Raw genomic sequence first — 21678 nt, 5'->3', positions numbered from 1 at the left:
TGAGTCCCGCAACGGACTCATCCTTTTTTCATGCCTTGAACTCCCGCCGACGCAGGGCTCGCGGAGCTGGCGCGTTTCCTGCAAGTCCCCCTCAAATCGCCATAAAACGAGCGCTCGCGGTCATTCACCCGCGCCCGGACTGGCAAAGGTTCAGCCGCAAAGGCCTGCAACAGCGAGGCCAAGCCCTGTGACGTAGAAGAGGGGAGACGATGAAGGCAGTTATTTTGGCGGGTGGCCTCGGCACGCGCATCAGTGAAGAGTCGCACCTCAAGCCCAAGCCAATGATCGAGATCGGCGGCAAGCCAATTCTCTGGCACATCATGAAGCAGTATTCCGCCCACGGAATTCACGACTTCGTGATCTGCCTCGGCTACAAGGGCTACGCGATCAAGGACTTCTTCGCCAACTACTTCCTGCACACCTCCGACGTCACGTTCGACATGCGCAACAACCGCATGGACGTTCACCAGAACTACAGCGAGCCGTGGAGCGTCACCCTGATCGACACCGGGGAGGAAACCATGACCGGTGGCCGTCTGTTGCGGGCCGGTCGTTACCTCAAGGATGAAGAGGCGTTCTGCTTCACCTACGGCGATGGCGTCTCCGACATCAACATTGCGCAACTGGTCGACTACCACAAAGGCCACGGCCGTCTGGCGACCGTCACCGCCGTGCAGCCGCCGGGCCGCTATGGCGCCCTTGAACGGCATGGTGATCAGGTCCTCGGCTTCACCGAAAAACCGCGCGGCGACGGCGGCTGGATCAATGGCGGCTTCTTCGTGCTGTCGCCGAAAGTGCTGTCCTACATCGCGGGCGACGAAACTACCTGGGAAGCCGAACCGCTGGCTCGACTGGCCGAGGATGAACAGCTGAAAGCCTTCGAACACGAAGGTTTCTGGCATCCGATGGACACCCTGCGCGACAAGAATCATCTCGAAGCGCTGTGGCAGAGCGGGGAGGCCCCATGGAAGCAATGGGCCTGAGTCCTGAGTTCTGGCGCGGCAAGCGGGTTCTGATTACCGGGCACACCGGTTTCAAGGGCAGTTGGCTGACCCTGTGGCTGCAAAGCCTCGGTGCGCAAGTCAGCGGCTTTTCCCTCGACCCGTCGACCGAGCCGAGCCTGTTCGAACTGGCGCGCGTGAGCGAAGGCATCAACGATCAGCGCGGCGACCTGCGTGACCTCGGCGCCTTGCTCGAGATCATCGCCGACACTGAGCCGGAAATCGTCCTGCATTTGGCGGCCCAGCCGCTGGTGCGCGAAGGCTATCGCGATCCGCTCGGCACTTATTCGAGCAACGTCATGGGCACCCTCAACCTGCTTGAAGCGATTCGTCAGGTCGGTTGCGTGCGGGCCTGCGTGCTGGTGACCACCGACAAGGTCTACGCCAACAAGGAATGGCTGTGGCCGTACCGCGAGGACGAAGCCCTCGGTGGCCACGATCCTTACAGCAGCAGCAAGGCCTGCTGCGAGTTGCTGGCGCAGTCTTACGCGGCGTCGTTCTTCCCGGCTGACAAGTACGCCGAGCACGGTCTGGCCCTGGCCACCGCACGCGCTGGCAATGTGTTGGGCGGCGGCGACTTCGCCCCTGAGCGTCTAATCCCCGACGTGCTCAGAGCCTGGACGGCAGACGAGCCGGTGACGCTACGTTACCCGCAAGCCGTGCGCCCGTGGCAGCACGCGCTGGAGCCACTGGCCGGCTACCTGCAACTGGCCGCCGGGCTCTACGAACAAGGCCCGGAATACGCCGGAGCGTGGAACTTCGGCCCGGGCGAGGCGGACATGTGCAGCGTCGGCGAAGTGGTCGAACTGCTCGCCAATCGCTGGCCTCAGGCCCGTGGCCTGCGCCTCGAAAAGAGTGACCTGCACGAAGCCGGCCTGTTGCGTCTGGACAGCAGCCGTGCCCGTCAGGTGCTGGGCTGGCAACCGCGCTGGTCGTTGCAGCAATGCCTGACCCAGACCCTCGACTGGCACCTGGCGTGGCATAACGGCGACGACATGCGCACCGTGACCCTCGGCCAGTTGAACCTGTATCGGGGCGCGCTGTGAGCGAGTTTTCCTTGAAACAGCTACCGCTGGCCGGATTGTTCAGCGTCCAGCACAAACGCTTCGAAGATCAGCGCGGCCATTTCGCCCGGCTGTTCTGCGAGGGCAGCCTGAAGGCGTTCGGCAGTGAATTTCACATTCGCCAGATCAACCATTCCTGCACCCGCGAGAAGGGCAGCGTGCGCGGTCTGCATTATCAGGACGCCAACGCCCCGGAAGCCAAGTTGATCACCTGCCTGCGCGGTGAAGTGTGGGACGTGGCGGTGGACCTGCGCCCGGATTCCGAAACCTTCCTGCACTGGCATGCCGAGCACCTGAAGGCCGGCGACGGACGCAGCCTGTTGATTCCGGCCGGCTTCGCCCACGGTTTCCAGACCCTCACCGACGACGCTGAACTGCTTTACCTGCACAGCGCCGATTACGCGCCGGAGCACGAGGGCGGGCTGTCGGTGAACGATCCACGGCTGGCGATCGCCTGGCCGTTGCCTGTCAATAATTTGTCAGCCCGGGATTCCAGCCATCCCGCGCTTGATCAACACTTTGCTGGAGTGCGTCTATGAACTGCCGTGGGTGCGCCGCACCGCTGAGCCTGCCGCTGATCGATCTCGGTACCTCGCCACCGTCCAATGCCTACGTGCATGCCGATCGGCTGGAACAGGCCGAGCAATGGGTGCCGCTGAAGGTCGCCGTGTGCCAGCAATGCTGGCTGGTGCAGACCGAGGATTACACCAGCGCCGACAGCCTGTTCGACGCCGAGTACGCCTACTTCAGTTCGTTTTCCAGCACCTGGCTGGCCCATGCCGAGCGTTATGTGGCCCAGATGGTCGAGCGCTTCGGTCTGACTGCCGACAGCCGCGTGGTGGAAGTCGCGGCCAACGACGGCTACCTGCTGCAATACGTGGCCGGTCGCGGCATCCAGTGCCTGGGCGTCGAGCCGACCCGCAGCACAGCGCAGGCGGCACGGGAAAAAGGCCTGGAGATTCGTGAACTGTTCTTCGGTTGCGACACCGCCGCCCAGCTGAAAAGCGAAGGCTGGGCCGCCGACCTGATGGCCGCCAACAACGTGCTGGCCCATGTGCCGGACATCAACGATTTCCTCGGTGGTTTCGCCACACTGCTCAAGCCGACCGGCGTCGCCACCTTCGAATTCCCGCAACTGTTGACGCTGATGGCGGGCGCGCAGTTCGACACGCTGTATCACGAACATTATTCCTACCTGTCCCTGACCGCCGTGCAGACCTTGTGCGAGCGCAACGGCCTGGAAGTGTTCGACGTCAGCCAACTGACCACTCATGGCGGCTCGCTGCGGGTGTTTGTCCAGCGCAAGGATGGCGAGCGTCGTGATGTCCAGCCAGCGGTACAACAACAGTTGCAGGCCGAACTCAATGCAGGCGTGAAAACGGCCGAGTACTACGCGACGCTGGCGCCGGCTGCCGAACGCATCAAGCATGACCTGCTGCGTTTCCTGTTGCAGGCCAAAGCCGACGGCAAGCGTGTGGTCGGTTATGGCGCTGCTGCCAAAGGCAACACTCTGCTCAACTACGCCGGGGTCAAGCCGGATCTGTTGGCCTGGGTCGCCGATGCCAACCCGCACAAACAGGGCAAGTTTCTGCCGGGCAGCCGCATTCCGATTGTCGCGCCAGCGCAGATCGATATCGAGAAACCGGATTACGTGCTGGTGCTGCCATGGAACCTGCTGCACGAAGTCAGTCAGCAACTGGCTCAGGTGCGTCAGTGGGACGGTCGCTTCGTGATCGCCGTGCCTGAGTTGAGCGTGCTGTGAAGGTGCTGGTCACCGGTGCCACAGGCTTCGTCGGTCGGCATCTGGTCGCAGCGTTGCTGGCCCGTGGCTGCATGGTGCGGGCGGTTGCACGCGACGTGCGGAAAGCCGCGGACATGCCGTGGATCAAGGACGTCGAGTTCGTGAGCGCGGATATTCACGCGGCGGATCTGGATTTCGACGCGCTGACCGAGGGTGTCGATGCACTCGCGCACCTGGCCTGGCCGGGGTTGCCGAACTATCGGGCGCTGTTCCATTTCGAGCACAACCTGATGGCCGACTACCGCTTCATCAAAGGCGCGGTAGAGGCGGGCGTGAAGCAGGTGCTGGTCACCGGCACCTGCTTCGAGTACGGCATGCAGAGCGGCCCGCTCAGCGAAAGCACGGCGCCGCAGCCGAGCAATCCTTACGGGTTGGCCAAGCACACCCTGCACCTGTTTCTGCAGCATCTGCAGCAGGAGCGTCCATTCACTTTGCAGTGGGCGCGCCTGTTCTATTTGCACGGCGAAGGGCAAAACCCCAACAGTCTGTTGGCGGCGCTGGACCGGGCCATCGATGCCGGCGATGCGACGTTCAACATGTCGGCCGGTGAACAGCTGCGGGACTTCCTGGCGATTGAAACGGCTACCGCGTACCTCGCCGCGATCCTGCACAAACGCGACTTCGACGGCACGATCAACTGCGCCAGCGGCCAGCCGGTTTCGGTGCGGGCACTGGTTGAGCTGCGCGTACGTGAACGCGGCGCGACCATCGGCCTGAACCTCGGCCACTACCCGTATCCGACCCACGAACCGCTGGCGTTCTGGGCGGTGACCGAGCGCTTGCAACAGTTATTGGGAGAGCTGCAATGAGGCACGAGTTGTATCGGGTCACCGACCTGCCGGTGTTGCAGAACCGCACCTTTGCCGATCCCGAATCGGCGAAGGCCTCGGCCAGCGCCGACATGTTGCTGGTGCAGGATGAACGCAGCGGTCTGATCTTCAATGCGGCGTTCGACGCCGACAAGCTCAGCTATGACGCTGATTACCAGAACGAGCAGGCGCATTCCGGCCAGTTCCAGAAACACCTGAGCGATGTCGAAGGCATCATTGCCCGGCACTTCAAGGGCCAGGAACTGATCGAAGTCGGCTGCGGCAAAGGTTATTTCCTGGAGCTGCTCAAGGGTCTGGGTTACCACATCACCGGCATCGACCCGGCCTACGAAGGCGAGAACGCCGACGTGATCAAGGCCCCGTTCACCCGAGGCCTGGGCCTTGAGGCGGACGCCATCGTGCTGCGTCATGTGCTGGAACACATTCAGGATCCGCTGAGCTTTCTGGCGGTGATTGCTGAAGCCAACCAGGGCGGCGGGCAGATCTACATCGAAGTGCCGTGCTTCGACTGGATCCTCGAACACCGCGCCTGGTTCGACCTGTTCTACGAGCACGTCAATTATTTCCGCCTCGACGACCTGCGCCGGATGTTCGGCACGGTGCACGAGGCCGGTCACCTGTTCGGTGGCCAGTACCTGTACATCGTCGCTGACCTCGCCACGTTGCGCCTGACTCCGGAACAACCGGTGCCACGCCTGGCCTTGCCGGACGATTTCACCGCCAGCCTCGAGCGCGCGGTGCAGATCATCCAGGGCGCGCCCGAGCAGGGTTCGGCGATCTGGGGCGCCTCGTCCAAAGGCGTGATCTATTCGCTGTTCCTGCAACGCGCCGGCGTGGCGGTGGATCGGGTGGTCGACATCAACCCGGCCAAACAGGGGCGTTACCTGCCCCTGAGCGGCGCCCGGGTGTCCTCGCCGCAAGAGGCGATGGACGCCTTGCCCGAGGGCGCCAACCTGTTTGTGATGAACTCCAATTACCTCGAAGAGATCAAGCGGATGACCGGTGGACGTTACGTCTATCACGCCGTCGACAGCGCTTCGTTCCAGTGACCCTTGAGATTTTGAAAATGACCGACAACAGCATCAACAAAGCTTTCGAAGCCGAATGCCGCGAGCAGATCGCCCAGCAGGGTGACGACCAGAAACTCACCGGTCTGGCCCGCGATTTCTTCAATGAATCGGCCAAGCACAAATACAGCTACCACTTTTCGTGGATGGGCCGTCCGATCATCCAGCTGCCGCAAGACATGATGGCGATGCAGGAAATCATCTGGCAGGTGAAACCGGATCTGGTCATCGAGTGCGGCATCGCCCACGGCGGTTCGATCATCTACTACGCCTCCCTGCTGGAACTGCAAGGTCACGGCGAAGTGCTGGGCATCGATCTGGACATCCGTGCGCACAACCGTGAAGCCATCGAAAGCCACCCGATGAGCAAGCGCATCAAGATGATCGAAGGCTCGAGCATCGATCCGGCCATCGCCGCTCAGGTTCGCGCTGCCGCTGAAGGCAAGAAAGTCATTCTGGTGCTCGATTCCAACCACACCCACGACCACGTGCTCGAAGAGCTGCGCCTTTACGCGCCACTGGTTTCGGTCGACAGCTACTGCGTGGTGATGGACACCGTGGTTGAAGACATGCCGGCCGATTTCTTCCCGGATCGTCCGTGGGGCCCGGGCGACAACCCGAAAACTGCCGTGTGGAAATACCTGGAAGAGAACAAGGATTTCGAGATCGATGTTCAGTTGCAGAACAAGCTGTTGATCACCGTGGCGCCGGACGGCTATCTGCGCCGCGTTCGTTAATTCGCAACATCACCCAAGCGTTATCTCGGCGGATCGCCGGTTGTGGAGAAAGTTATGCAAGGCAAGTTCAGTTCTGAATTGACGCTACCGCTCAACGAGCTGTTGACCGTGGTGCTGATTACGCACAATCGTCCGGCGTTCCTGCGTCGGGCGGTGAAGTATTACAGCAGCTTGCCCTGCAGAATCATGGTGCTGGACTCCACCGCCGAGCGGCCAGAAGGCGACTTTTCCGCGGTCGATTACCACCATGTGCCGCAGTTCGCCTACTGGGGTATGCAGGCCAAGCTGGCCTATGGCGTGGAGCAACTGACCACGCCGTACATGGTGCTGGCAGCCGACGACGATTTCATCCTGCACGATTCGCTGGCCGAGTCGGTGGGCTTCCTGCAGGCGAACCCTGACTACGGCATGTGCCATGGCTACTGCATGATGTACCTGACGCTGGCCGGTGGCGTGAGCTACTACCGCCGCGACAAGAAAGTGCAGGAGGACTACGCGTCCGAGCGGGCGCAGGACCGGGTCGTGGATTACATGAGTCAGTACATCCCGCCGTTCTACGCGGTGACCCGTACCGACCTGATGAAAACCTGGCATTCGGCATTGCCGCCGGGCACCAGTTTCCAGTGGCAGGAAATCGGCCACGTGTACTTCCTGCTGGCCAGTGCCAAGGCGCGGATCCTGCCGATCCCGTATGTGGTGCGCGAGATCAACTATGGCGCCTCCGAGCACAGCACCGAGGTGTATCACTCGCTGACCTATATCGATCCCAAATCGGTGGCCGAGCGCGAGGCCTTCGCCGAATTCCTGGCATCGTTGCCGACCGGTATCAAGGATTTGAACCCGGAGCAGGGCAAGGCGTTTGCCTTGAGAAGCTTCGAGGCGATGGTCGACAGCCTTCAAACCAATCGGGCCCTGACGGCCGAGCTGATCATCCAGTCCACCTGGAACCAGGAGCTCAAACATCCGGATCGCCGTTTCGGACCTCTGCAGTATGTCGAAATGCCGTTCTACAACAAGGAGTTCTTCGATCGCCTCGAACAGTTTGAATTCATGCTGCACGCAATGCCGGCGGGGCGTATTCAACTCGAAGGTCTGGAAGGGGTGTGGACCCGTCAGGCGCATCTGATCCAGGCGCGCAACAACGACACCCCTGAAAGTGTGCTCGACCGTCTGTGGCAGGCCCATGACCTCAATGCGTTCAACCGCACGGTCGCCAAACGCCTGGCCGCGCAACTGGAACTGTCTGGCGAGCATGAAGAGGCGCAGAAGATGCGTGACTGGATCGCACGCCTGGAAACGCTGACCGTTGCCGATCACCACCCGGTATTCGACAAGATGCAGTCCGGCCGTCTGCTCAAGTGGCTGGAGTCGCGTCAGGCCGATGCCGGGCAGATCGCGTCGATTGCCGAGCACCTGGCCGTCAACGGTGGTGGCCCGCAGTTCGGCATCTTCCTGCTGGATATGGATAACGATATCGACAAGTTGCAGGTCAGTCTCGACAGTCTGCTCGAGGGTCAATGCAAGGCGTTCCGCATTGTCGTGTTCACCACCGGTGAAGCACCGGTGGCGACCACTGCGCAGAACACCCTGCACTTTGTCCGCGTGACGCCTGACAATCTCGTCGACAAACTCAATCAGAGTGCTCGTCAGTCGCCTTGCGACTGGTTGCTGCTGGCTGAGGCAGGGGATGAGTTCACCGCCGGCGGCCTGTTGCGCGCCAGCCTGGAGCTGATGAATGCCGGCGGTATCAGCGCCGTTTCCACGGACGAGATACAGCGGCGGGAAAACGGGGCGCTGATGGACGTATTCCGTCCGGGCTTCAATCTCGACCTGTTGCTGAGCCTGCCGGGGTTGATGGCGCGGCATTGGCTGATCCGTCGCGAAGTTTTGCTGAACGTTGACGGCTACCGTGCCGATTTCAGCAAGGCGCTGGAGTTCGATCTGCTGCTGCGCATCATTGAGCAGGGTGGCCTGAACAGTCTGGCGCACCTCGATGAACCGCTGCTGATCACTCAGGCACCGGAGCTGCAAGAGAATGCGCATGAGCGTCTGGCATTGCTGCGTCATCTGGGCAATCGCGGTTACAAGGCCAAGGTCACGTCGGCGGTGCCGGGGGTCTACCAGATCGATTATCACCATAGTGATCGCCCTCTGGTTTCGATCGTTATCCCGGCCGGGGACGATCTGTCTGCGCTGCAACGCTGCCTGGAAGGTGTGCAGCTGCGCACCCGCTATCACAAGTACGAAATCCTGATTGCAACCACGGCTTCGCAATCGGCCGAGGTCAATGACTGGCTCGGGACTTATCAGCACCCGAAAGTCAGCGTGCTACGCGCCGATCAATCGCTCAGCACGGCTGCGCTGTGCAACGCGGCCAGCCAGCAGGCTCAAGGCGAGTTTCTGGTGCTGTTGGCAGCGGATGCGGAAGTGGTCAATCCGAACTGGCTCGACTCGCTGCTCAACCATGCGCTACGCCCGGAAATCGGTGTGGTCGGCCCCAAACTGGTCAACCGCGACGGCAAGGTCAGCCAGGCTGGCCTGATCCTGGGCATGAACGGTGGTGTCGGCTCTGCATTCATCGGCGAGAAACACGACGCCGAAGGCTATTTGTATCGGTTGTCCGTGGACCAGAACTACTCGGCGGTTTCCGACATATGCCTGATGGTACGCAAAGAGCTGTTCGAGGCGCTGGGCGGTCTGGACGACAGCACGTTCGCTGCCGGCTTTAGCGATGTCGATCTGTGCCTGAGGGCCGGCGAGGCCGGCTACCTGACTGTCTGGACGCCATCGGTGCAAGTCATCCATCAGGGCGATATCGCACAGACCAGCCAGGCACTGACTGCGCTGCAGGAAAAATGGGCGGCGGCGTTCGCCCGGGATCAGGCGTACAACGCGAACCTGAGTCTGACTGGCAAAGGCTTTGTGCTGAACGACAGCGCTTCGCTGAATTGGGCGCAACTGATCGCCTAGGTCTGGCGCACAAGGAACAGGACTCAAGACATGTTCAACGGCAAATCGATTTTCATCTCCGGTGGCACCGGCTCGTTCGGGCGCACGTTCATCGCGCGCCTGCTCGAGCAATACCAGCCCAAGCGCGTGGTGGTGTTCTCCCGGGATGAGCTCAAGCAATACGAAATGCAGCAGACGTTCAACGCGCCTTGCATGCGTTACTTCCTCGGTGACGTGCGCGACGCCGATCGCCTGCGCCAGGCCATGCGCGGCATCGATTACGTGGTGCATGCCGCTGCGTTGAAGCAGGTGCCGGCGGCGGAATACAACCCGACCGAATGCATCCGCACCAACGTCAACGGCGCGGAAAACATCATCGCCGCCGCCATCGACAACGGTGTGAAGAAAGTCGTCGCGCTGTCCACCGACAAGGCCGCGAGCCCGATCAACCTGTACGGCGCGACCAAGTTGCTGTCGGACAAGTTGTTCGTCGCGGCCAACAACATTGCCGGTGAGCAACAAACGCGTTTTGCCGTGGTGCGCTACGGCAATGTCGCCGGTTCGCGCGGGTCAGTGGTGCCGTTTTTCAGCAAGCTGATCGCTGACGGTGCGACAGAGCTGCCGATCACCGATGAGCGCATGACCCGGTTCTGGATCACCCTCGATCACGGCGTGCAGTTCGTGCTCGACAGCTTTGCGCGGATGCACGGCGGTGAAGTGTTCGTGCCGAAGATCCCGTCGATTCGCGTGGTCGATCTGGCGCGTGGCATGGCCGAGCATCTGCCGCACAAGAACGTCGGCATCCGTCCGGGCGAGAAACTGCACGAGTTGATGGTGCCGCTGGACGATGCGCGGATGACTCTGGAGTTTGCCGATCACTACACGATCCAGCCGTCGATTCGCTTCACCAGCGTCGATGTGGATTTTGCCGAGGACAAACTCGGTGAGCGTGGCGTGCCGGTCGGTGAAGATTTCGAATACCGCTCCGACACCAACCCGCACTTCCTCTCGGTGGGGCAGATCGCCGACCTGCACGCGAAGCTGTCGGTATGATTCCCTACGGTCGGCAAAGCCTCGACCAGAGGGACATTGACGCCGTTGTCGAGGTGTTGCAGTCCGACTGGTTGACCCAGGGGCCGACCATCGAACGCTTCGAGCAGGCGATGGCCGAGCGTTGTCAGGCCGACTTTGCCGTGGCGGTGTGCAACGCCACGGCGGCGCTGCACATTGCCTGTCTGGCGGCGGGGCTCAGCGCGGGCGACCGCTTGTGGACCACGCCGAACACCTTTCTCGCGTCGGCCAACTGCGGGCGTTATTGCGGTGCCGACGTTGACTTTGTGGACATCGATCCGCTGACCTGGAACCTCGATGCCGAGGTTCTGGCGAGCAAACTCGACGCGGCCGAATGCGACGGCACGTTGCCCAAAGTACTGGTGGCGGTCGCGTTCTCCGGGCAGAGCTGCGACATGCGGCGGATTGCCGAACTGGCCGAGCGCTACAACTTCACGGTGATCGAAGACGCTTCCCACGCGGTTGGCGCAAGCTATGCCGGGCGTCCGGTGGGCTGCGGTGAATTTGCCGCGATGACCGTGTTCAGCTTTCATCCGGTGAAGATCATCACCAGCGGCGAAGGCGGCATGGTGCTGACCAATCGCCCGGAACTGGCCGAGCGTCTGCAACGCCTGCGCAGCCACGGCATGACCCGCGATCCGCAGCAGATGACCGAACCCAGCCACGGCCCTTGGTATTACCAGCAGGTCGAGCTGGGGTTCAATTACCGGATCACCGATCTGCAAGCCGCACTGGGTCTGTCGCAGCTGGGCAAACTGGACGAATTCATTGCCCGGCGCCGGGCGCTGGCGGCGCGTTACGACCGTCTGCTGGCGTACTTGCCGGTCACCGTGCCGAGCCTCCAGCCGGAGGCCGAATCGGCCTGGCATCTTTATGTGGTGCGTTTGCAGACCGAGCGTATCAGCCTCAGCCACCGTCAGGTGTTCGAAGGCTTGCGTGCCGCCGGCGTCGGCGTGAACCTGCACTACATTCCGCTGCATTTGCAGCCGTACTATCGTGACCTGGGTTTCGCCGAGGGTGACTTCCCCGAAGCCGAACGCTATTACGCCGAAGCGATCAGCCTGCCGCTGTTCCCGTTGCTGAGCGATCAGCAGCAGGATTACGTGGTCGAGCAATTGCGTCGGTTGACTGAATGATTGTCGCGGCGGTGGATGGAAATGGTAATGGGTGATCCTGCCGGAAAAACGTCCTTGAACAACGTCGCAATCATCCCGGCCCGCGGGGGTAGCAAACGCATCCCGCGCAAGAATCTTGCGCCGTTCGACGGTGTGCCGATGATTGTCCGTTCGATTCGCACGGCCCTCGATTCCGGGTTGTTCGAGCAAGTGGTGGTCAGCACCGACGACGCAGAGATCGCAGACGTGGCGCGAGCCAACGGTGCTCACGTGCCGTTCATGCGTCCGGCGGAACTGGCCGATGATTTCACCGGCACTGCGGCAGTGATCGTGCATGCCTTGCAGCAGCTGCCGGCCTTCGATTACGCCTGCTGTGTGTACGCCACGGCGCCGCTGTTGCAGGCACGGTTTCTGCGTCAGGGCTTTGAATTGCTGAAGCGACACCCGGGCAAGTCCTTTGCTTTTTCGGTCACCGATTTCGGCTTTCCGGTGCAGCGCGCCTTGACCCTCGACGGGCAGGGCGGCCTGACGGCGTTGTACCCCGAATTTCGCAATACCCGTTCGCAGGATCTGCCGGCTGCCTTTCAGGATGCCGGCCAGTTCTATTGGGGTCGTAGTGAGGCCTGGCTGGGTGGCGAGGTGCTGTATTCGCCGGTCAGTCTGCCGGTGATCCTGCCCCGGTATCTGGTGCAGGACATCGATACCGTCGAAGACTGGAAGCGTGCCGAGTACCTTTACGCGGCACTCAAGGCCGGCGGAGAACTGCAATGAGAGTGCTGATCCGCGCCGACGCCTCGCCGACCATCGGCAGCGGTCACATCGCCCGGTGCCTGACGCTGGCGCGGGTGTTGCTTACGCAAGGCAGTCATGTCGCGTTCGCCTGTCGTCGTTTACCCGGCCATCGGCTCGAGGCGTTGCAGAGCGAAGGCTTCGAGACCTTCGCGTTGCCGGATCGCTATGCCGGTGAAGACCCGGAGCAAGCCATCGAATCGATGCTGCCGTGGCAGGCGGATATCGATGCACTGGCGACGCAACTGGAAGGGCAGCCCGGATTTGACTGGGTCATCGCCGACCATTACGGCCTCGACCATCACTGGCAGACCGCAGCTCGTCGCTTCGCGCCACGGATCGCCGCCGTCGACGATCTGGCGACCCGCCGGTACAGCGTGGATCTGCTGCTCAATCAGAACCTCTCCGGGCTCAGCGAAAACTATCAGCCGCTGCTGCCGGCCGGGTGCCGAACGCTGCTCGGCCCGCGCTTCGCCATGCTGCGTGAAGAATTCAGTGGCCCGGCCATCGAGATCAAACCGGTGGCGCGCCGGGTGCTGGTGAATTTCGGCGGCTTCGACGCAGCACGGCAGACTCATCACGCGATGCTGGCGCTGGCGGATTTTTCCGAGCTTGAAGTCGATTTCGTCGCCGGTGCCGACAACCCGGCCTGGGCAGAGATGCAGGCGCTGGCCGAAGCGCGGCCGCACTGGCGCCTGCACAGTTTCGTCAGCGATTTTCATCGGCGCATGACCGAGGCCGACCTGTTTATCGGCGCCGGCGGCGGCACCAGTTGGGAGCGCGCGGCCCTGGGCCTGCCGACGATCTGCATCGCGGTGTCGAACAATCAGCAGGCCAACGGCGAAGTGATGGCGGCGGCCGGGGCGCATGTGTTCATGGGCGCGCGGGAGCAGGTCAGCGTCGAGCAACTGCGCGATGCCATCGGCTTTGTCGTGGGCAATTTTTATCTGCGCCAGAGCCTGGCCGAGCGTTCGCGGCAACTGGTCGATGGACGCGGTGCGCTGCGGGTGGCGGCGGCACTGGCCGGCGCGGTGCTCAAGTTGCGTCCGGCGACGCCGGAGGACGCGCAATTGTTGTTCGATGGACGCAATGCCGAGGCGGTGCGCCGCTGGTCGCTGGACAGTGGCACGATTGATTGGACGCAGCATGTGAACTGGCTGGGCGCGAGCCTGCGCAATCCTCAGCGGTTGCTGCTGGTGGCCGAGGCGGATGACGGCCCGGTCGGTGTCCTGCGCTACGATTTGCGCGGCTTTGAGGCGGAGGTTTCGCTGTATCTGCTTGAGGGGCGTTTCGGCCTCGGCTGGGGCAGGGCGCTGCTGGCGCAGGGTGAAGCCTTTGTGGCGGCGCACTGGCCGCAAATGACCGCCATCACCGCTCAGGTGTTGCCGGCCAATCGGCCCTCGATGAATGTTTTTCGTGACGCCGGGTTCACTCAGAGTGCCTGCGCGTTCACCAAGGTTTTGAAGGAATCCCGTCAATGAGCAGTTTCAAGATCGGCAACCGTCAGATCGGTGCCGATGCGCCCCCGTTCATCATCGCGGAAATGAGCGGCAACCATAACCAGTCGCTGGACGTAGCCCTGCAGATTGTCGAAGCGGCAGCAAAGGCCGGTGCGCACGCCCTGAAGCTGCAAACCTACACCGCCGAAACCATGACCCTGGATCTGGCGCAAGGCGAGTTCTTCATCAAGGATCCGAACAGTCTGTGGGCGGGCACCTCGCTCTACGACCTGTATGAAAAGGCCCACACGCCCTGGGAATGGCATGCGCCGATCTTCGCCCGGGCCAGGGAGCTGGGCATGCTCGCGTTTTCGACGCCGTTTGACGACAGCGCCGTGGACTTTCTCGAAAGCCTCGATGTGCCGGCCTACAAGATCGCCAGTTTCGAAAACACCGATCTGCCGTTGATCCGGCGTGTCGCAGCGACTGGCAAACCGCTGATCATTTCCACCGGCATGGCCAGCCTCGCCGAACTCGACGAAACCGTGCGCGCTGCCCGCGAAGCCGGCTGCAAGGATCTGGTGCTGCTCAAGTGCACCAGCACCTACCCGGCGACCCCGATCAACAGCAACGTGCGCACGATCCCGCATCTGCGCGAGTTGTTCGGCTGTGAGGTTGGGCTGTCAGACCATTCGATGGGCGTCGGCGTGTCGGTGGCAGCGGTGGCGCTGGGCGCGACGGTGGTGGAAAAACACTTCACCCTCGACCGATCGGCTGGTGGGGTGGACGCCAGTTTCTCGCTGGAACCGGCGGAACTGGCCAGTCTGGTGGTCGAAACCGAGCGCGCCTGGCAGGCCATGGGCCAGGTGCATTACGGCGTCACCGAGGCCGAGCAAAAGTCGCTGGTCTACCGCCGGTCGCTGTACGTCACGGCCGATATGGCGGCCGGTGAACCTTTCACGGCGGCCAATGTGCGCGCCATTCGTCCCGGTCTCGGTCTGCCGCCCAAGCACACCGATGCGGTCCTCGGGCGCCATGCGCGCCAGCCGATCAAACGCGGTACGCCGCTGGACTGGTCATTGGTCGAATGACCCGATCTGTCACCGATTCGGCAAAATAGCGTGACCTGCGAGTCATAACGCGCATCTTCACTGTATTGTAATGACCGGGGAGATGGCGCCTGGCCCGTTTTCGGTTCCAGTGATAGCCCTTTGCGCTCCCCGTGGCTGCCCGTTGTGGCGGCCGTTTTCTGTTTGTCGGCGCCCCTCGAATCCTTGCGAGCGGTGGTATTGGGCTGTTTATTATTGGGAAGCCGTAATGATTGGCATAAAAAGCATTGCGAGCTACGTTCCTGTAGCCGGCGTGGACAATTACGCACAAGGTGCAAAATTCGAGAAGGATGAAGAATTCATCCTCGGCAAGATCGGTTCGGCCTTCCTCCCACGCAAAGACGCGGAACAGGAAACCTCCGATCTGTGCGTTGAAGCGGCCAATGCGCTGTTTGCCAACAACCCTGAACTGAAACGTGAATCCATCGATGCGCTGATCGTCGTCACCCAGAACGGTGACGAAGAAGGCCTGCCGCACACCGCTGCCATCGTCCAGGACAAACTCGGCCTGCCGACCCATGTCGCGGCGTTCGACATTTCCCTGGGTTGTTCCGGCTACGTCTACGGCATTTACGCGATCAAAGGCTTCATGGAAGCCGCCGGTCTGAAGAACGGTCTGCTGATCACTGCTGATCCGTATTCGAAGATCGTCGATCCGGAAGATCGCAACACCACCATGCTGTTCGGCGATGCCGCCACCGCCACCTGGATGGGTGAAGACCCGACCTGGGCGCTGGGCAAGGCCAAGTTTGGCACCGACGGTTCCGGCGCACCGCACTTGAAAGTGACCGATGGCGTGTTCTTCATGAACGGCCGTCAGGTGTTCAACTTCGCGCTGCTCAAAGTGCCGGCGCACTTGCATGAACTGCTCGACGATTCCGGCCTGAAGGCCGATGACATCGATGCCTTCTGCATCCACCAGGGCAGTGCGGCGATTGTCGACGCCGTGGCGCGGCGCTTCGAAGGCGAGCCGGAGAAGTTCATCAAGGACATGGTCGAGACCGGTAATACCGTGTCGTCCAGTGTGCCTTTGCTGCTGGAAAAACACGTGATGGATTCCGACTGGAGCCGCATCGCGATCAGTGGTTTCGGCGTCGGTCTGTCGTGGGGTTCAGCGATTATTTATCGTCCTTGAACCCGGCAAGAACGACGGATACAAAAATAGCGTTCAAGGGTTAACCTTGAACGCTATTTTTTTGCCTGAAAGGAGCGCGAGGCGTCATGAGTGAGTTTTTCCAGGCCAATGCTGAGGTCATCGAACGACGCTGGCCGGCGCTGTACGCACGATTGCTGAACGAAGACAGTTCGGCGATCGAGGCCGAGCTGACGCAAGGGTTGGGCTCGACGCTGAGCATTGGCGGCATTCAGCTCACCAGTCGGCATGACCGTGTCCGTGAAGCGCAGATTCAGGCCGCCAGCCTGCCGGCGGACAAGCCGCAACTGCATGTCTATGGCACCGGCCTTGGGGACTTGCCCACGGTGTTGCTGGAGCGCACCGGGCTTGAGCGCTTGTATGTGCACATCCTCAACGGCGCGCTGTTCGCCCTGGTGCTGCAATTGATCGATCAGCGCGAGTGGCTGCAAGATCCACGGGTTGAATTGCTGTACGCCGGCGACCTGTCCGACATCTGCACGCCGTTCTTCGCATTGCCTGCCGAAATGCTGCTGGCCGATGACTTCAACGCGAAGATTCGTGATCGGCTGGTCAGCGAAGTGCACCTGAGCTTCAACAATCGTGAATTCGATCCGCAGTCACCGTTCATTCAACAGCGTCTGCGCGACTGCTTGCCTGTGTTGCTCGCCGATGATGATGTGGCGACCTTGTTCGGCACCTGTGCCGGTCGGGAGATCTATGTGATCGGCACCGGGCCGACGCTGGAACAGCATTTCGAACGTCTGGCGGCGATCCGCGCGCGGGTCGAGCGTCCTTTGTTCATTTGTGTCGACACCGCGTACCGACCGCTGCGCGAGCACGGGGTCGTGCCCGACTATGTGGTGAGCATCGATCAGCGCATCAGCTTTCGGCATTTGCCTTCCGAGGCGTCCGACGGCATCCCGCTGGTGTACCTGCCCATGAGTGACCCTGAGGTACTCAGGGCCTGGAAGGGCAAGCGTTATGGCGGTTACTCGGCCAGCCCGGTCTATGCGGCATTGCGTGAACAGTACCCGCGGGCGCTGTTGCATATGGGCGGCAGCGTGATTCACCCGGCCGTGGATCTGGCAGTGAAGATGGGCGCCGCACGCATCACCCTGTTCGGCGCCGATTTTGCCTTCCCGATGAACAAGACCCATGCCGGCTGGAGTGATGGTGACCTGGGGCCGTCGGTGAATCAGGCGCGGCACTGGGTGCGTGACGGGCATGGTCAGCGCGTCAGTACCCAGCTCAATTTTCGCGGTTATCTCTGTGTGCTGGAGCGATACATCGCCAGTCAGCCGCACGTGGCGTTTTTCAACAGCAGCCGGGCGGGTGCGCAGATTGCCGGGACGGGTTTCAATCAGGAGTTCGTGCAATGAGTGCGCTGCAACGCTGGGTAGACGAATGCCACCAGTGCGCCGGGCTGTTCCGCCTGGGGCGCGATGTCGAGGCGGCATTGACCATGGTCGATGTGTTCGAGGGCGCGCAGCAGTCATTGCTGTTGGCCGGCGCGCAGACGCAGCAAGTCTGGGCGCAGTTGCTCACGCAAATGCTCGAGTGTCAGGAGCGTCAGGACTGGCTGGGTCTTGCCGATTTCATGGAGTACGAGTTGATTCAATTGCTGGAAGAATCGTCCGCCTGAAGAGGAGCGAAGGCGCTGGCCCGCCGGTTTGCGCCACGGACGGTTTTATGACGTCATTTTTTCGAAGGTAAAGTGCTGCTAAGTCTTTGTTTTCTAGGGGGTGGCAGGGTGATGGCAAATTTTTTCAAAAAAGCCCTCAAGCAACCTGCAAACCCGACGATAACTATTACGAAGGTTCTCTAGGCCATACCCGGCGGTTGCCAGGGCCGGAAGCCGCAGTACCCAACCAACGAGGAATTCGTCATGGCTTTAACAGTAAACACCAACACCACGTCGTTGAACGTTCAGAAAAACCTGAACCGCGCTTCCGACGCTCTGTCGACTTCGATGCAGCGCCTGTCTTCCGGCCTGAAAATCAACAGCGCTAAAGACGACGCCGCTGGCCTGCAGATCTCCAACCGTATGTCTTCCCAGATCCGCGGTAACACCCAGGCCATCCAGAACGCCAACGACGGTATCTCCGTTGCTCAGACCGCTGAAGGCGCTCTGCAGGCTTCGACCGACATTCTGCAGCGTATGCGTGAACTGGCTGTTAAAGCACGTAACGGTACCAACGGCACTGCTGACCAGACCGCTACCAACGCTGAATTCGCTCAGATGTCCGACGAGATCACCCGTATCTCGGCTGCTACCAACCTGAACGGCAAAAACCTGCTGGACGGTTCGGCTGGTACTGTGACCCTGCAAGTGGGCGCAAACACCGGTTCGGCTAACCACATCGACCTGGTACTGAGCTCCAAGTTCGACGCCGTCAGCCTGTCCGTAGGTAGCGGCACTGTAGTTCTGACCGGTACTTCGGGTACTGGTGCTGGTTCTGCTTCGCAGAACATCGACAACGCGATCACCGCAATCGACGCCGCTATCGCTGCCATCGGTGCAACTCGTGCCAGCCTGGGTGCTTCGCAAAACCGTCTGACCAGCACCATCTCCAACCTGCAGAACATCACTGAGAACACCACTGCTGCACAAGGTCGCGTACAAGATACCGACTTCGCCGCAGAGACTGCTAACCTGACCAAGCAGCAAACCCTGCAACAGGCTTCGACCTCTGTTCTGGCTCAAGCCAACCAGCTGCCTTCCGCTGTACTGAAGCTGCTTCAGTAATTTCGGAATGAGTTTTAGCGGGGGAGTGCGCTTGCGTGCTCTCTCGCTTTTTACGTTATGAGGTGATGAGCATGGACATGAGCGTCAAGCTTAACGTGTCTTATCCGGCTCCCAAGCCAGCCAATACCGTCACCGACAAGCCGTCGGAGACCAAGCCTCTGACCGTTGATGCTGTTCCCGCCTCGAAAAAGAGCCAGGAAGCAGATGAAACCAAGCTGAAGCTGGCGGTGCAGGAGATCGAGAAGTTCGTTCAGTCGATCAAGCGCAATCTGGAATTCTCGATCGACGAGCACTCCGGAAAGGTCATCGTCAAGGTGATTGCAAGCGAGACGGGCGAGGTCGTACGACAGATCCCTTCCGCAGAAGCCCTCAAGCTGGCAGACAGCCTCGCCAACGCGAGTCACGTGTTGTTCGACGCCAAAGTCTGATAGCTGGCATGAATAGTGTTTGAAGTTCTTTAGGCGCAGGTAGTGGTCAAAAGACTGGCAACAACCCAAGGGAGATGCACATGGCAAGTCCAATTTTACCGGGTTCGGGCCTGGGTTCCGGCCTGGACATCGGTGCAATCGTTACTGCGTTGGTCAACGCCGACAAGTCGCCGAAGCAGACGCAGATCGATACCGCGACCAAGACCAACACGCTGAAGATTTCCGGTGTCGGCACGTTGAAGAGTGCATTGACCGCATTCCAGACGGCGATGACGAACCTTGGCAGCAAGACCAACCCAGCGTTTGCCGGTTATACGGCGACCTCGAGTACCCCGACTGTTCTGGGCGCTACTTCAGATAACACCGCGGTCTCGGGTACTTACAGTGTTGTTGTGAATAACCTGGCTACCGGCTCGAAAGTGGCCAGTGCGTCCTTTGCCGGCGGTGCGGCCAGTGCCATTCCGAGTGGTACCCTGAAAATCAGTCAGAATGGCACTGATTACAATGTCACGATTCCGGCCAACGCGACCCTGCAGAGTACTCGTGATGCCATCAACACGGCTCAGGGTGTCAATGGTATTTCCGCCAACATTGTGACTGACAGCACCGGTGCTTCACGTCTGGTGATCAGTTCGAGCAAGACGGGCGCAGGCTCTGACTTGAGCGTCAGCGGCATTGCCGGTCTGGAAATCGATGGCACCCAAACGATGGGTGCCACTCCGGCGGCGGGTGATTCCGGAGCGGTCAACGGGCTCGCCAAAGATGCGTCGCTGACCATCGACGGGCTGACAGTGACCAGCAAGAGCAACACGGTGACCGGCGCCATCAGTGGCTTGTCGATGAACCTGCTGACTGTCCCGAATCCGCCAGGCACGCCTGTTGTGGTGAGTGTCGACGCCAACACCAAAGGTCTGCAGACGTCTGTCCAGGCTTTCGTTGATGCCTACAACACGCTGAAGACCACCATCGACAGTCTGTCCAAGGCGACGCCGGACGAAGATGGCAAGCTGACTGTTCAAGCGGCTTTTACCGGTGACTCCCTGCCGCGTTCGCTGATTGCCGATATCCGTAGCCAGTTGACCATGCCGAGCGGAACCGGCAGCGGTCCGATGGCCTACTTGTCGCAATTGGGGGTGATGACCGACAAGCTCACCGGTAACCTGACATTTGACACTGTTGCATTCAACAAGACCATGTCCACGCCGGGCATGACCGGTCAGGTCCAGCAGATGTTTACGGGGACCACCGACACCAACGGTCTTTTGGCGCGCATGAGCAAGGCGGTGGATCCGTATCTGAAGCCTCCTGCCGGCAGTCTCCCTACCGCCACAGGCTTGCTTGATCAGCGCATGGCCATCCTGAACAACAACACCAGGAGCCTGACCAGTCAGCAACTGGCGCTCGATCTGCGTGTTGCCAACCTGACCAAGACGTTGACTGCAAAATACAACGCCATGGACTTGCTGGTGGGTCAGATGAAGTCTACGGCGAGCAACATCACATCGTTCTTCGCCTCGCTCAACGCTCAGCAATCCGCGAAGTAACATGCAAGAGCGACAAAAACCCGGCTACGCTTTCGAGCGTGTGCCGGGTTTTTGTCTTGTGGTCTAAAGTTTTTCGACTCGCTGGCGATACACTGTTCATACGAGTCATTGTGGCAAATGAGGTAGAACATGAATCCGATGTTAGCCCTTCGGCAATACCAGAAAGTAGGTGCCCACGCTCAGACATCTGAAGCGAGCCCGCATCGCCTGGTGCAAATGCTGATGGAAGGCGGCCTGGACCGCATCGCCCAGGCCAAGGGTGCGATCGAGCGCAAGGACATTCCTGCCAAGTGCACGTCGATCAGCAAGGCCATCGGCATCGTCAGCGGACTGCGTGAAGGTTTGGATCTGGAAAACTGCGCCGATACGCTGGCTGATCTGGACGGTCTGTATATCTACATGATGAAGCGCCTCGCCGAGGCGAACATCAGCAGCGATCCGCGCATTCTTGATGAGGTTGCCGGCTTGCTGAGCACCGTCAAGGAAGGCTGGGATGCGATCGCACCTGCGCCCGCTCCGCAGTTCTGAGGAGATCACCATGAGTCTTGTTTTGCAGCGAATTGAAGAAACCCGAGTAGCCTTGGTCGGAGCCCTGGCCGAGCGCAACTGGGAGGCGATCGGTCAACTGGATCTGGATTGCCGTTCCTGCATGGAAGACGTCATGGCCGAGGCCTCGCTGGATGAGGAGGCCCTGCGCAATAATCTGGAAGAGTTGCTGCATGTCTACAAGCAACTGCTTGAAGTGGCGATGGGTGAGCGTCAGGCGATAGTCGACGAGATGTCGCAGATCACCCAAGCGCAGAATGCGGCAAAGGTTTACCATCTGTTTGGTTAGTTAACCCTCAGTTAATCC

21 protein-coding genes are annotated in these 21678 nt (G+C 60.8%); all 21 read left to right on the top strand.

Features of this window, described 5'->3' with window-relative positions; all coding sequences use genetic code 11:
- Window positions 1-209: 209 nt before the first annotated feature.
- The 21 genes from rfbF (at window position 210) to ACKJSM_RS15525 (ending at window position 21660) form a co-directional block, all read left to right on the top strand.
- Window positions 210-983: a glucose-1-phosphate cytidylyltransferase gene (rfbF, locus tag ACKJSM_RS15625; RefSeq protein WP_236181639.1), complete on the top strand. Its 774-nt coding sequence runs from the start codon at window positions 210-212 to the stop codon at window positions 981-983.
- Complete coding sequence (gene rfbG / locus ACKJSM_RS15620; RefSeq protein ID WP_410238195.1) at window positions 965-2047, top strand: CDP-glucose 4,6-dehydratase; 1083 nt, start codon at window positions 965-967, stop codon at window positions 2045-2047. Before rfbF ends, rfbG begins: the two co-directional genes overlap by 19 nt.
- Window positions 2044-2604 (top strand): dTDP-4-dehydrorhamnose 3,5-epimerase, encoded by a 561-nt coding sequence (gene rfbC / locus ACKJSM_RS15615; RefSeq protein ID WP_236181637.1) that lies wholly within the window; start codon window positions 2044-2046, stop codon window positions 2602-2604. The genes rfbG and rfbC overlap by 4 nt, the downstream gene beginning before the upstream one ends.
- Window positions 2601-3827: a methyltransferase domain-containing protein gene (locus tag ACKJSM_RS15610; protein WP_410238194.1), complete on the top strand. Its 1227-nt coding sequence runs from the start codon at window positions 2601-2603 to the stop codon at window positions 3825-3827. Before rfbC ends, ACKJSM_RS15610 begins: the two co-directional genes overlap by 4 nt.
- A complete protein-coding gene (locus ACKJSM_RS15605; protein ID WP_410238193.1) occupies window positions 3824-4675 on the top strand; it encodes an NAD-dependent epimerase/dehydratase family protein in 852 nt (283 codons plus the stop codon). The genes ACKJSM_RS15610 and ACKJSM_RS15605 overlap by 4 nt, the downstream gene beginning before the upstream one ends.
- A complete protein-coding gene (locus ACKJSM_RS15600; RefSeq protein WP_410238192.1) occupies window positions 4672-5745 on the top strand; it encodes a class I SAM-dependent methyltransferase in 1074 nt (357 codons plus the stop codon). The genes ACKJSM_RS15605 and ACKJSM_RS15600 overlap by 4 nt, the downstream gene beginning before the upstream one ends.
- Window positions 5746-5762: 17 nt before the next feature.
- On the top strand, window positions 5763-6500 hold the full coding sequence (locus tag ACKJSM_RS15595; protein ID WP_064378606.1) for a cephalosporin hydroxylase family protein: 738 nt from the start codon (window positions 5763-5765) through the stop codon (window positions 6498-6500).
- Window positions 6501-6554: 54 nt separating this feature from the next.
- Window positions 6555-9470, top strand: coding sequence for a glycosyltransferase family 2 protein (locus ACKJSM_RS15590; RefSeq protein ID WP_410238191.1), 2916 nt, complete (start codon window positions 6555-6557; stop codon window positions 9468-9470).
- A gap of 30 nt (window positions 9471-9500) precedes the next feature.
- On the top strand, window positions 9501-10502 hold the full coding sequence (gene pseB / locus ACKJSM_RS15585) for a UDP-N-acetylglucosamine 4,6-dehydratase (inverting) (RefSeq protein ID WP_410238190.1): 1002 nt from the start codon (window positions 9501-9503) through the stop codon (window positions 10500-10502).
- Entirely contained in the window at window positions 10499-11656 is a 1158-nt protein-coding gene (gene pseC / locus ACKJSM_RS15580; protein WP_410238189.1) for a UDP-4-amino-4,6-dideoxy-N-acetyl-beta-L-altrosamine transaminase, read from the top strand. The genes pseB and pseC overlap by 4 nt, the downstream gene beginning before the upstream one ends.
- A 54-nt stretch (window positions 11657-11710) precedes the next feature.
- Entirely contained in the window at window positions 11711-12406 is a 696-nt protein-coding gene (gene pseF / locus ACKJSM_RS15575; RefSeq protein WP_410238188.1) for a pseudaminic acid cytidylyltransferase, read from the top strand.
- Entirely contained in the window at window positions 12403-13905 is a 1503-nt protein-coding gene (gene pseG / locus ACKJSM_RS15570; RefSeq protein ID WP_410238187.1) for a UDP-2,4-diacetamido-2,4,6-trideoxy-beta-L-altropyranose hydrolase, read from the top strand. The genes pseF and pseG overlap by 4 nt, the downstream gene beginning before the upstream one ends.
- Window positions 13902-14954, top strand: a complete 1053-nt coding sequence (pseI, locus tag ACKJSM_RS15565) for a pseudaminic acid synthase (protein WP_410238186.1) — start codon at window positions 13902-13904, stop codon at window positions 14952-14954. Before pseG ends, pseI begins: the two co-directional genes overlap by 4 nt.
- Window positions 14955-15180: 226 nt before the next feature.
- Complete coding sequence (locus ACKJSM_RS15560) at window positions 15181-16107, top strand: ketoacyl-ACP synthase III (protein WP_236181627.1); 927 nt, start codon at window positions 15181-15183, stop codon at window positions 16105-16107.
- 86 nt (window positions 16108-16193) lie between these two features.
- Window positions 16194-17486, top strand: coding sequence for a motility associated factor glycosyltransferase family protein (locus tag ACKJSM_RS15555; protein WP_410238185.1), 1293 nt, complete (start codon window positions 16194-16196; stop codon window positions 17484-17486).
- A complete protein-coding gene (locus tag ACKJSM_RS15550; protein ID WP_410238184.1) occupies window positions 17483-17749 on the top strand; it encodes a hypothetical protein in 267 nt (88 codons plus the stop codon). The genes ACKJSM_RS15555 and ACKJSM_RS15550 overlap by 4 nt, the downstream gene beginning before the upstream one ends.
- Window positions 17750-17992: 243 nt before the next feature.
- Entirely contained in the window at window positions 17993-18853 is an 861-nt protein-coding gene (locus ACKJSM_RS15545) for a flagellin domain-containing protein (RefSeq protein ID WP_016771090.1), read from the top strand.
- A gap of 71 nt (window positions 18854-18924) precedes the next feature.
- Window positions 18925-19281: a flagellar protein FlaG gene (locus tag ACKJSM_RS15540; protein WP_236181624.1), complete on the top strand. Its 357-nt coding sequence runs from the start codon at window positions 18925-18927 to the stop codon at window positions 19279-19281.
- Window positions 19282-19361: 80 nt separating this feature from the next.
- The gene (gene fliD, locus ACKJSM_RS15535) at window positions 19362-20825 is read left to right on the top strand and encodes a flagellar filament capping protein FliD (RefSeq protein ID WP_236181623.1); all 1464 of its coding nucleotides are present in this window, start codon (window positions 19362-19364) and stop codon (window positions 20823-20825) included.
- Window positions 20826-20954: 129 nt separating this feature from the next.
- The gene (gene fliS, locus ACKJSM_RS15530; protein WP_236181622.1) at window positions 20955-21353 is read left to right on the top strand and encodes a flagellar export chaperone FliS; all 399 of its coding nucleotides are present in this window, start codon (window positions 20955-20957) and stop codon (window positions 21351-21353) included.
- Window positions 21354-21363: 10 nt separating this feature from the next.
- The gene (locus ACKJSM_RS15525; RefSeq protein ID WP_410238183.1) at window positions 21364-21660 is read left to right on the top strand and encodes a flagellar protein FliT; all 297 of its coding nucleotides are present in this window, start codon (window positions 21364-21366) and stop codon (window positions 21658-21660) included.
- Window positions 21661-21678: the final 18 nt, after the last annotated feature.

The organism is Pseudomonas sp. PHC1, assembly GCF_046487845.1.
In the GTDB taxonomy this organism is placed as follows: domain Bacteria; phylum Pseudomonadota; class Gammaproteobacteria; order Pseudomonadales; family Pseudomonadaceae; genus Aquipseudomonas; species Aquipseudomonas sputi.
Note: the sequence above shows the minus strand (reverse complement) of the source record. Positions and strands in the feature narration are given on the sequence as shown.

What these genes read in the sequence shown, in the direction of transcription:
- rfbF (WP_236181639.1), top strand. Translation starts at nt 210, where the DNA reads ATGAAGGCAGTTATTTTGGCGGGTGGCCTCGGCACGCGCATCAGTGAA.
- rfbG (WP_410238195.1), top strand. Translation starts at nt 965, where the DNA reads ATGGAAGCAATGGGCCTGAGTCCTGAGTTCTGGCGCGGCAAGCGGGTT.
- ACKJSM_RS15610 (WP_410238194.1), top strand. Translation starts at nt 2,601, where the DNA reads ATGAACTGCCGTGGGTGCGCCGCACCGCTGAGCCTGCCGCTGATCGAT.
- ACKJSM_RS15600 (WP_410238192.1), top strand. Translation starts at nt 4,672, where the DNA reads ATGAGGCACGAGTTGTATCGGGTCACCGACCTGCCGGTGTTGCAGAAC.
- ACKJSM_RS15595 (WP_064378606.1), top strand. Translation starts at nt 5,763, where the DNA reads ATGACCGACAACAGCATCAACAAAGCTTTCGAAGCCGAATGCCGCGAG.
- ACKJSM_RS15590 (WP_410238191.1), top strand. Translation starts at nt 6,555, where the DNA reads ATGCAAGGCAAGTTCAGTTCTGAATTGACGCTACCGCTCAACGAGCTG.
- pseB (WP_410238190.1), top strand. Translation starts at nt 9,501, where the DNA reads ATGTTCAACGGCAAATCGATTTTCATCTCCGGTGGCACCGGCTCGTTC.
- pseC (WP_410238189.1), top strand. Translation starts at nt 10,499, where the DNA reads ATGATTCCCTACGGTCGGCAAAGCCTCGACCAGAGGGACATTGACGCC.
- pseG (WP_410238187.1), top strand. Translation starts at nt 12,403, where the DNA reads ATGAGAGTGCTGATCCGCGCCGACGCCTCGCCGACCATCGGCAGCGGT.
- pseI (WP_410238186.1), top strand. Translation starts at nt 13,902, where the DNA reads ATGAGCAGTTTCAAGATCGGCAACCGTCAGATCGGTGCCGATGCGCCC.
- ACKJSM_RS15560 (WP_236181627.1), top strand. Translation starts at nt 15,181, where the DNA reads ATGATTGGCATAAAAAGCATTGCGAGCTACGTTCCTGTAGCCGGCGTG.
- ACKJSM_RS15555 (WP_410238185.1), top strand. Translation starts at nt 16,194, where the DNA reads ATGAGTGAGTTTTTCCAGGCCAATGCTGAGGTCATCGAACGACGCTGG.
- ACKJSM_RS15550 (WP_410238184.1), top strand. Translation starts at nt 17,483, where the DNA reads ATGAGTGCGCTGCAACGCTGGGTAGACGAATGCCACCAGTGCGCCGGG.
- ACKJSM_RS15545 (WP_016771090.1), top strand. Translation starts at nt 17,993, where the DNA reads ATGGCTTTAACAGTAAACACCAACACCACGTCGTTGAACGTTCAGAAA.
- ACKJSM_RS15540 (WP_236181624.1), top strand. Translation starts at nt 18,925, where the DNA reads ATGGACATGAGCGTCAAGCTTAACGTGTCTTATCCGGCTCCCAAGCCA.
- fliD (WP_236181623.1), top strand. Translation starts at nt 19,362, where the DNA reads ATGGCAAGTCCAATTTTACCGGGTTCGGGCCTGGGTTCCGGCCTGGAC.
- fliS (WP_236181622.1), top strand. Translation starts at nt 20,955, where the DNA reads ATGAATCCGATGTTAGCCCTTCGGCAATACCAGAAAGTAGGTGCCCAC.
- ACKJSM_RS15525 (WP_410238183.1), top strand. Translation starts at nt 21,364, where the DNA reads ATGAGTCTTGTTTTGCAGCGAATTGAAGAAACCCGAGTAGCCTTGGTC.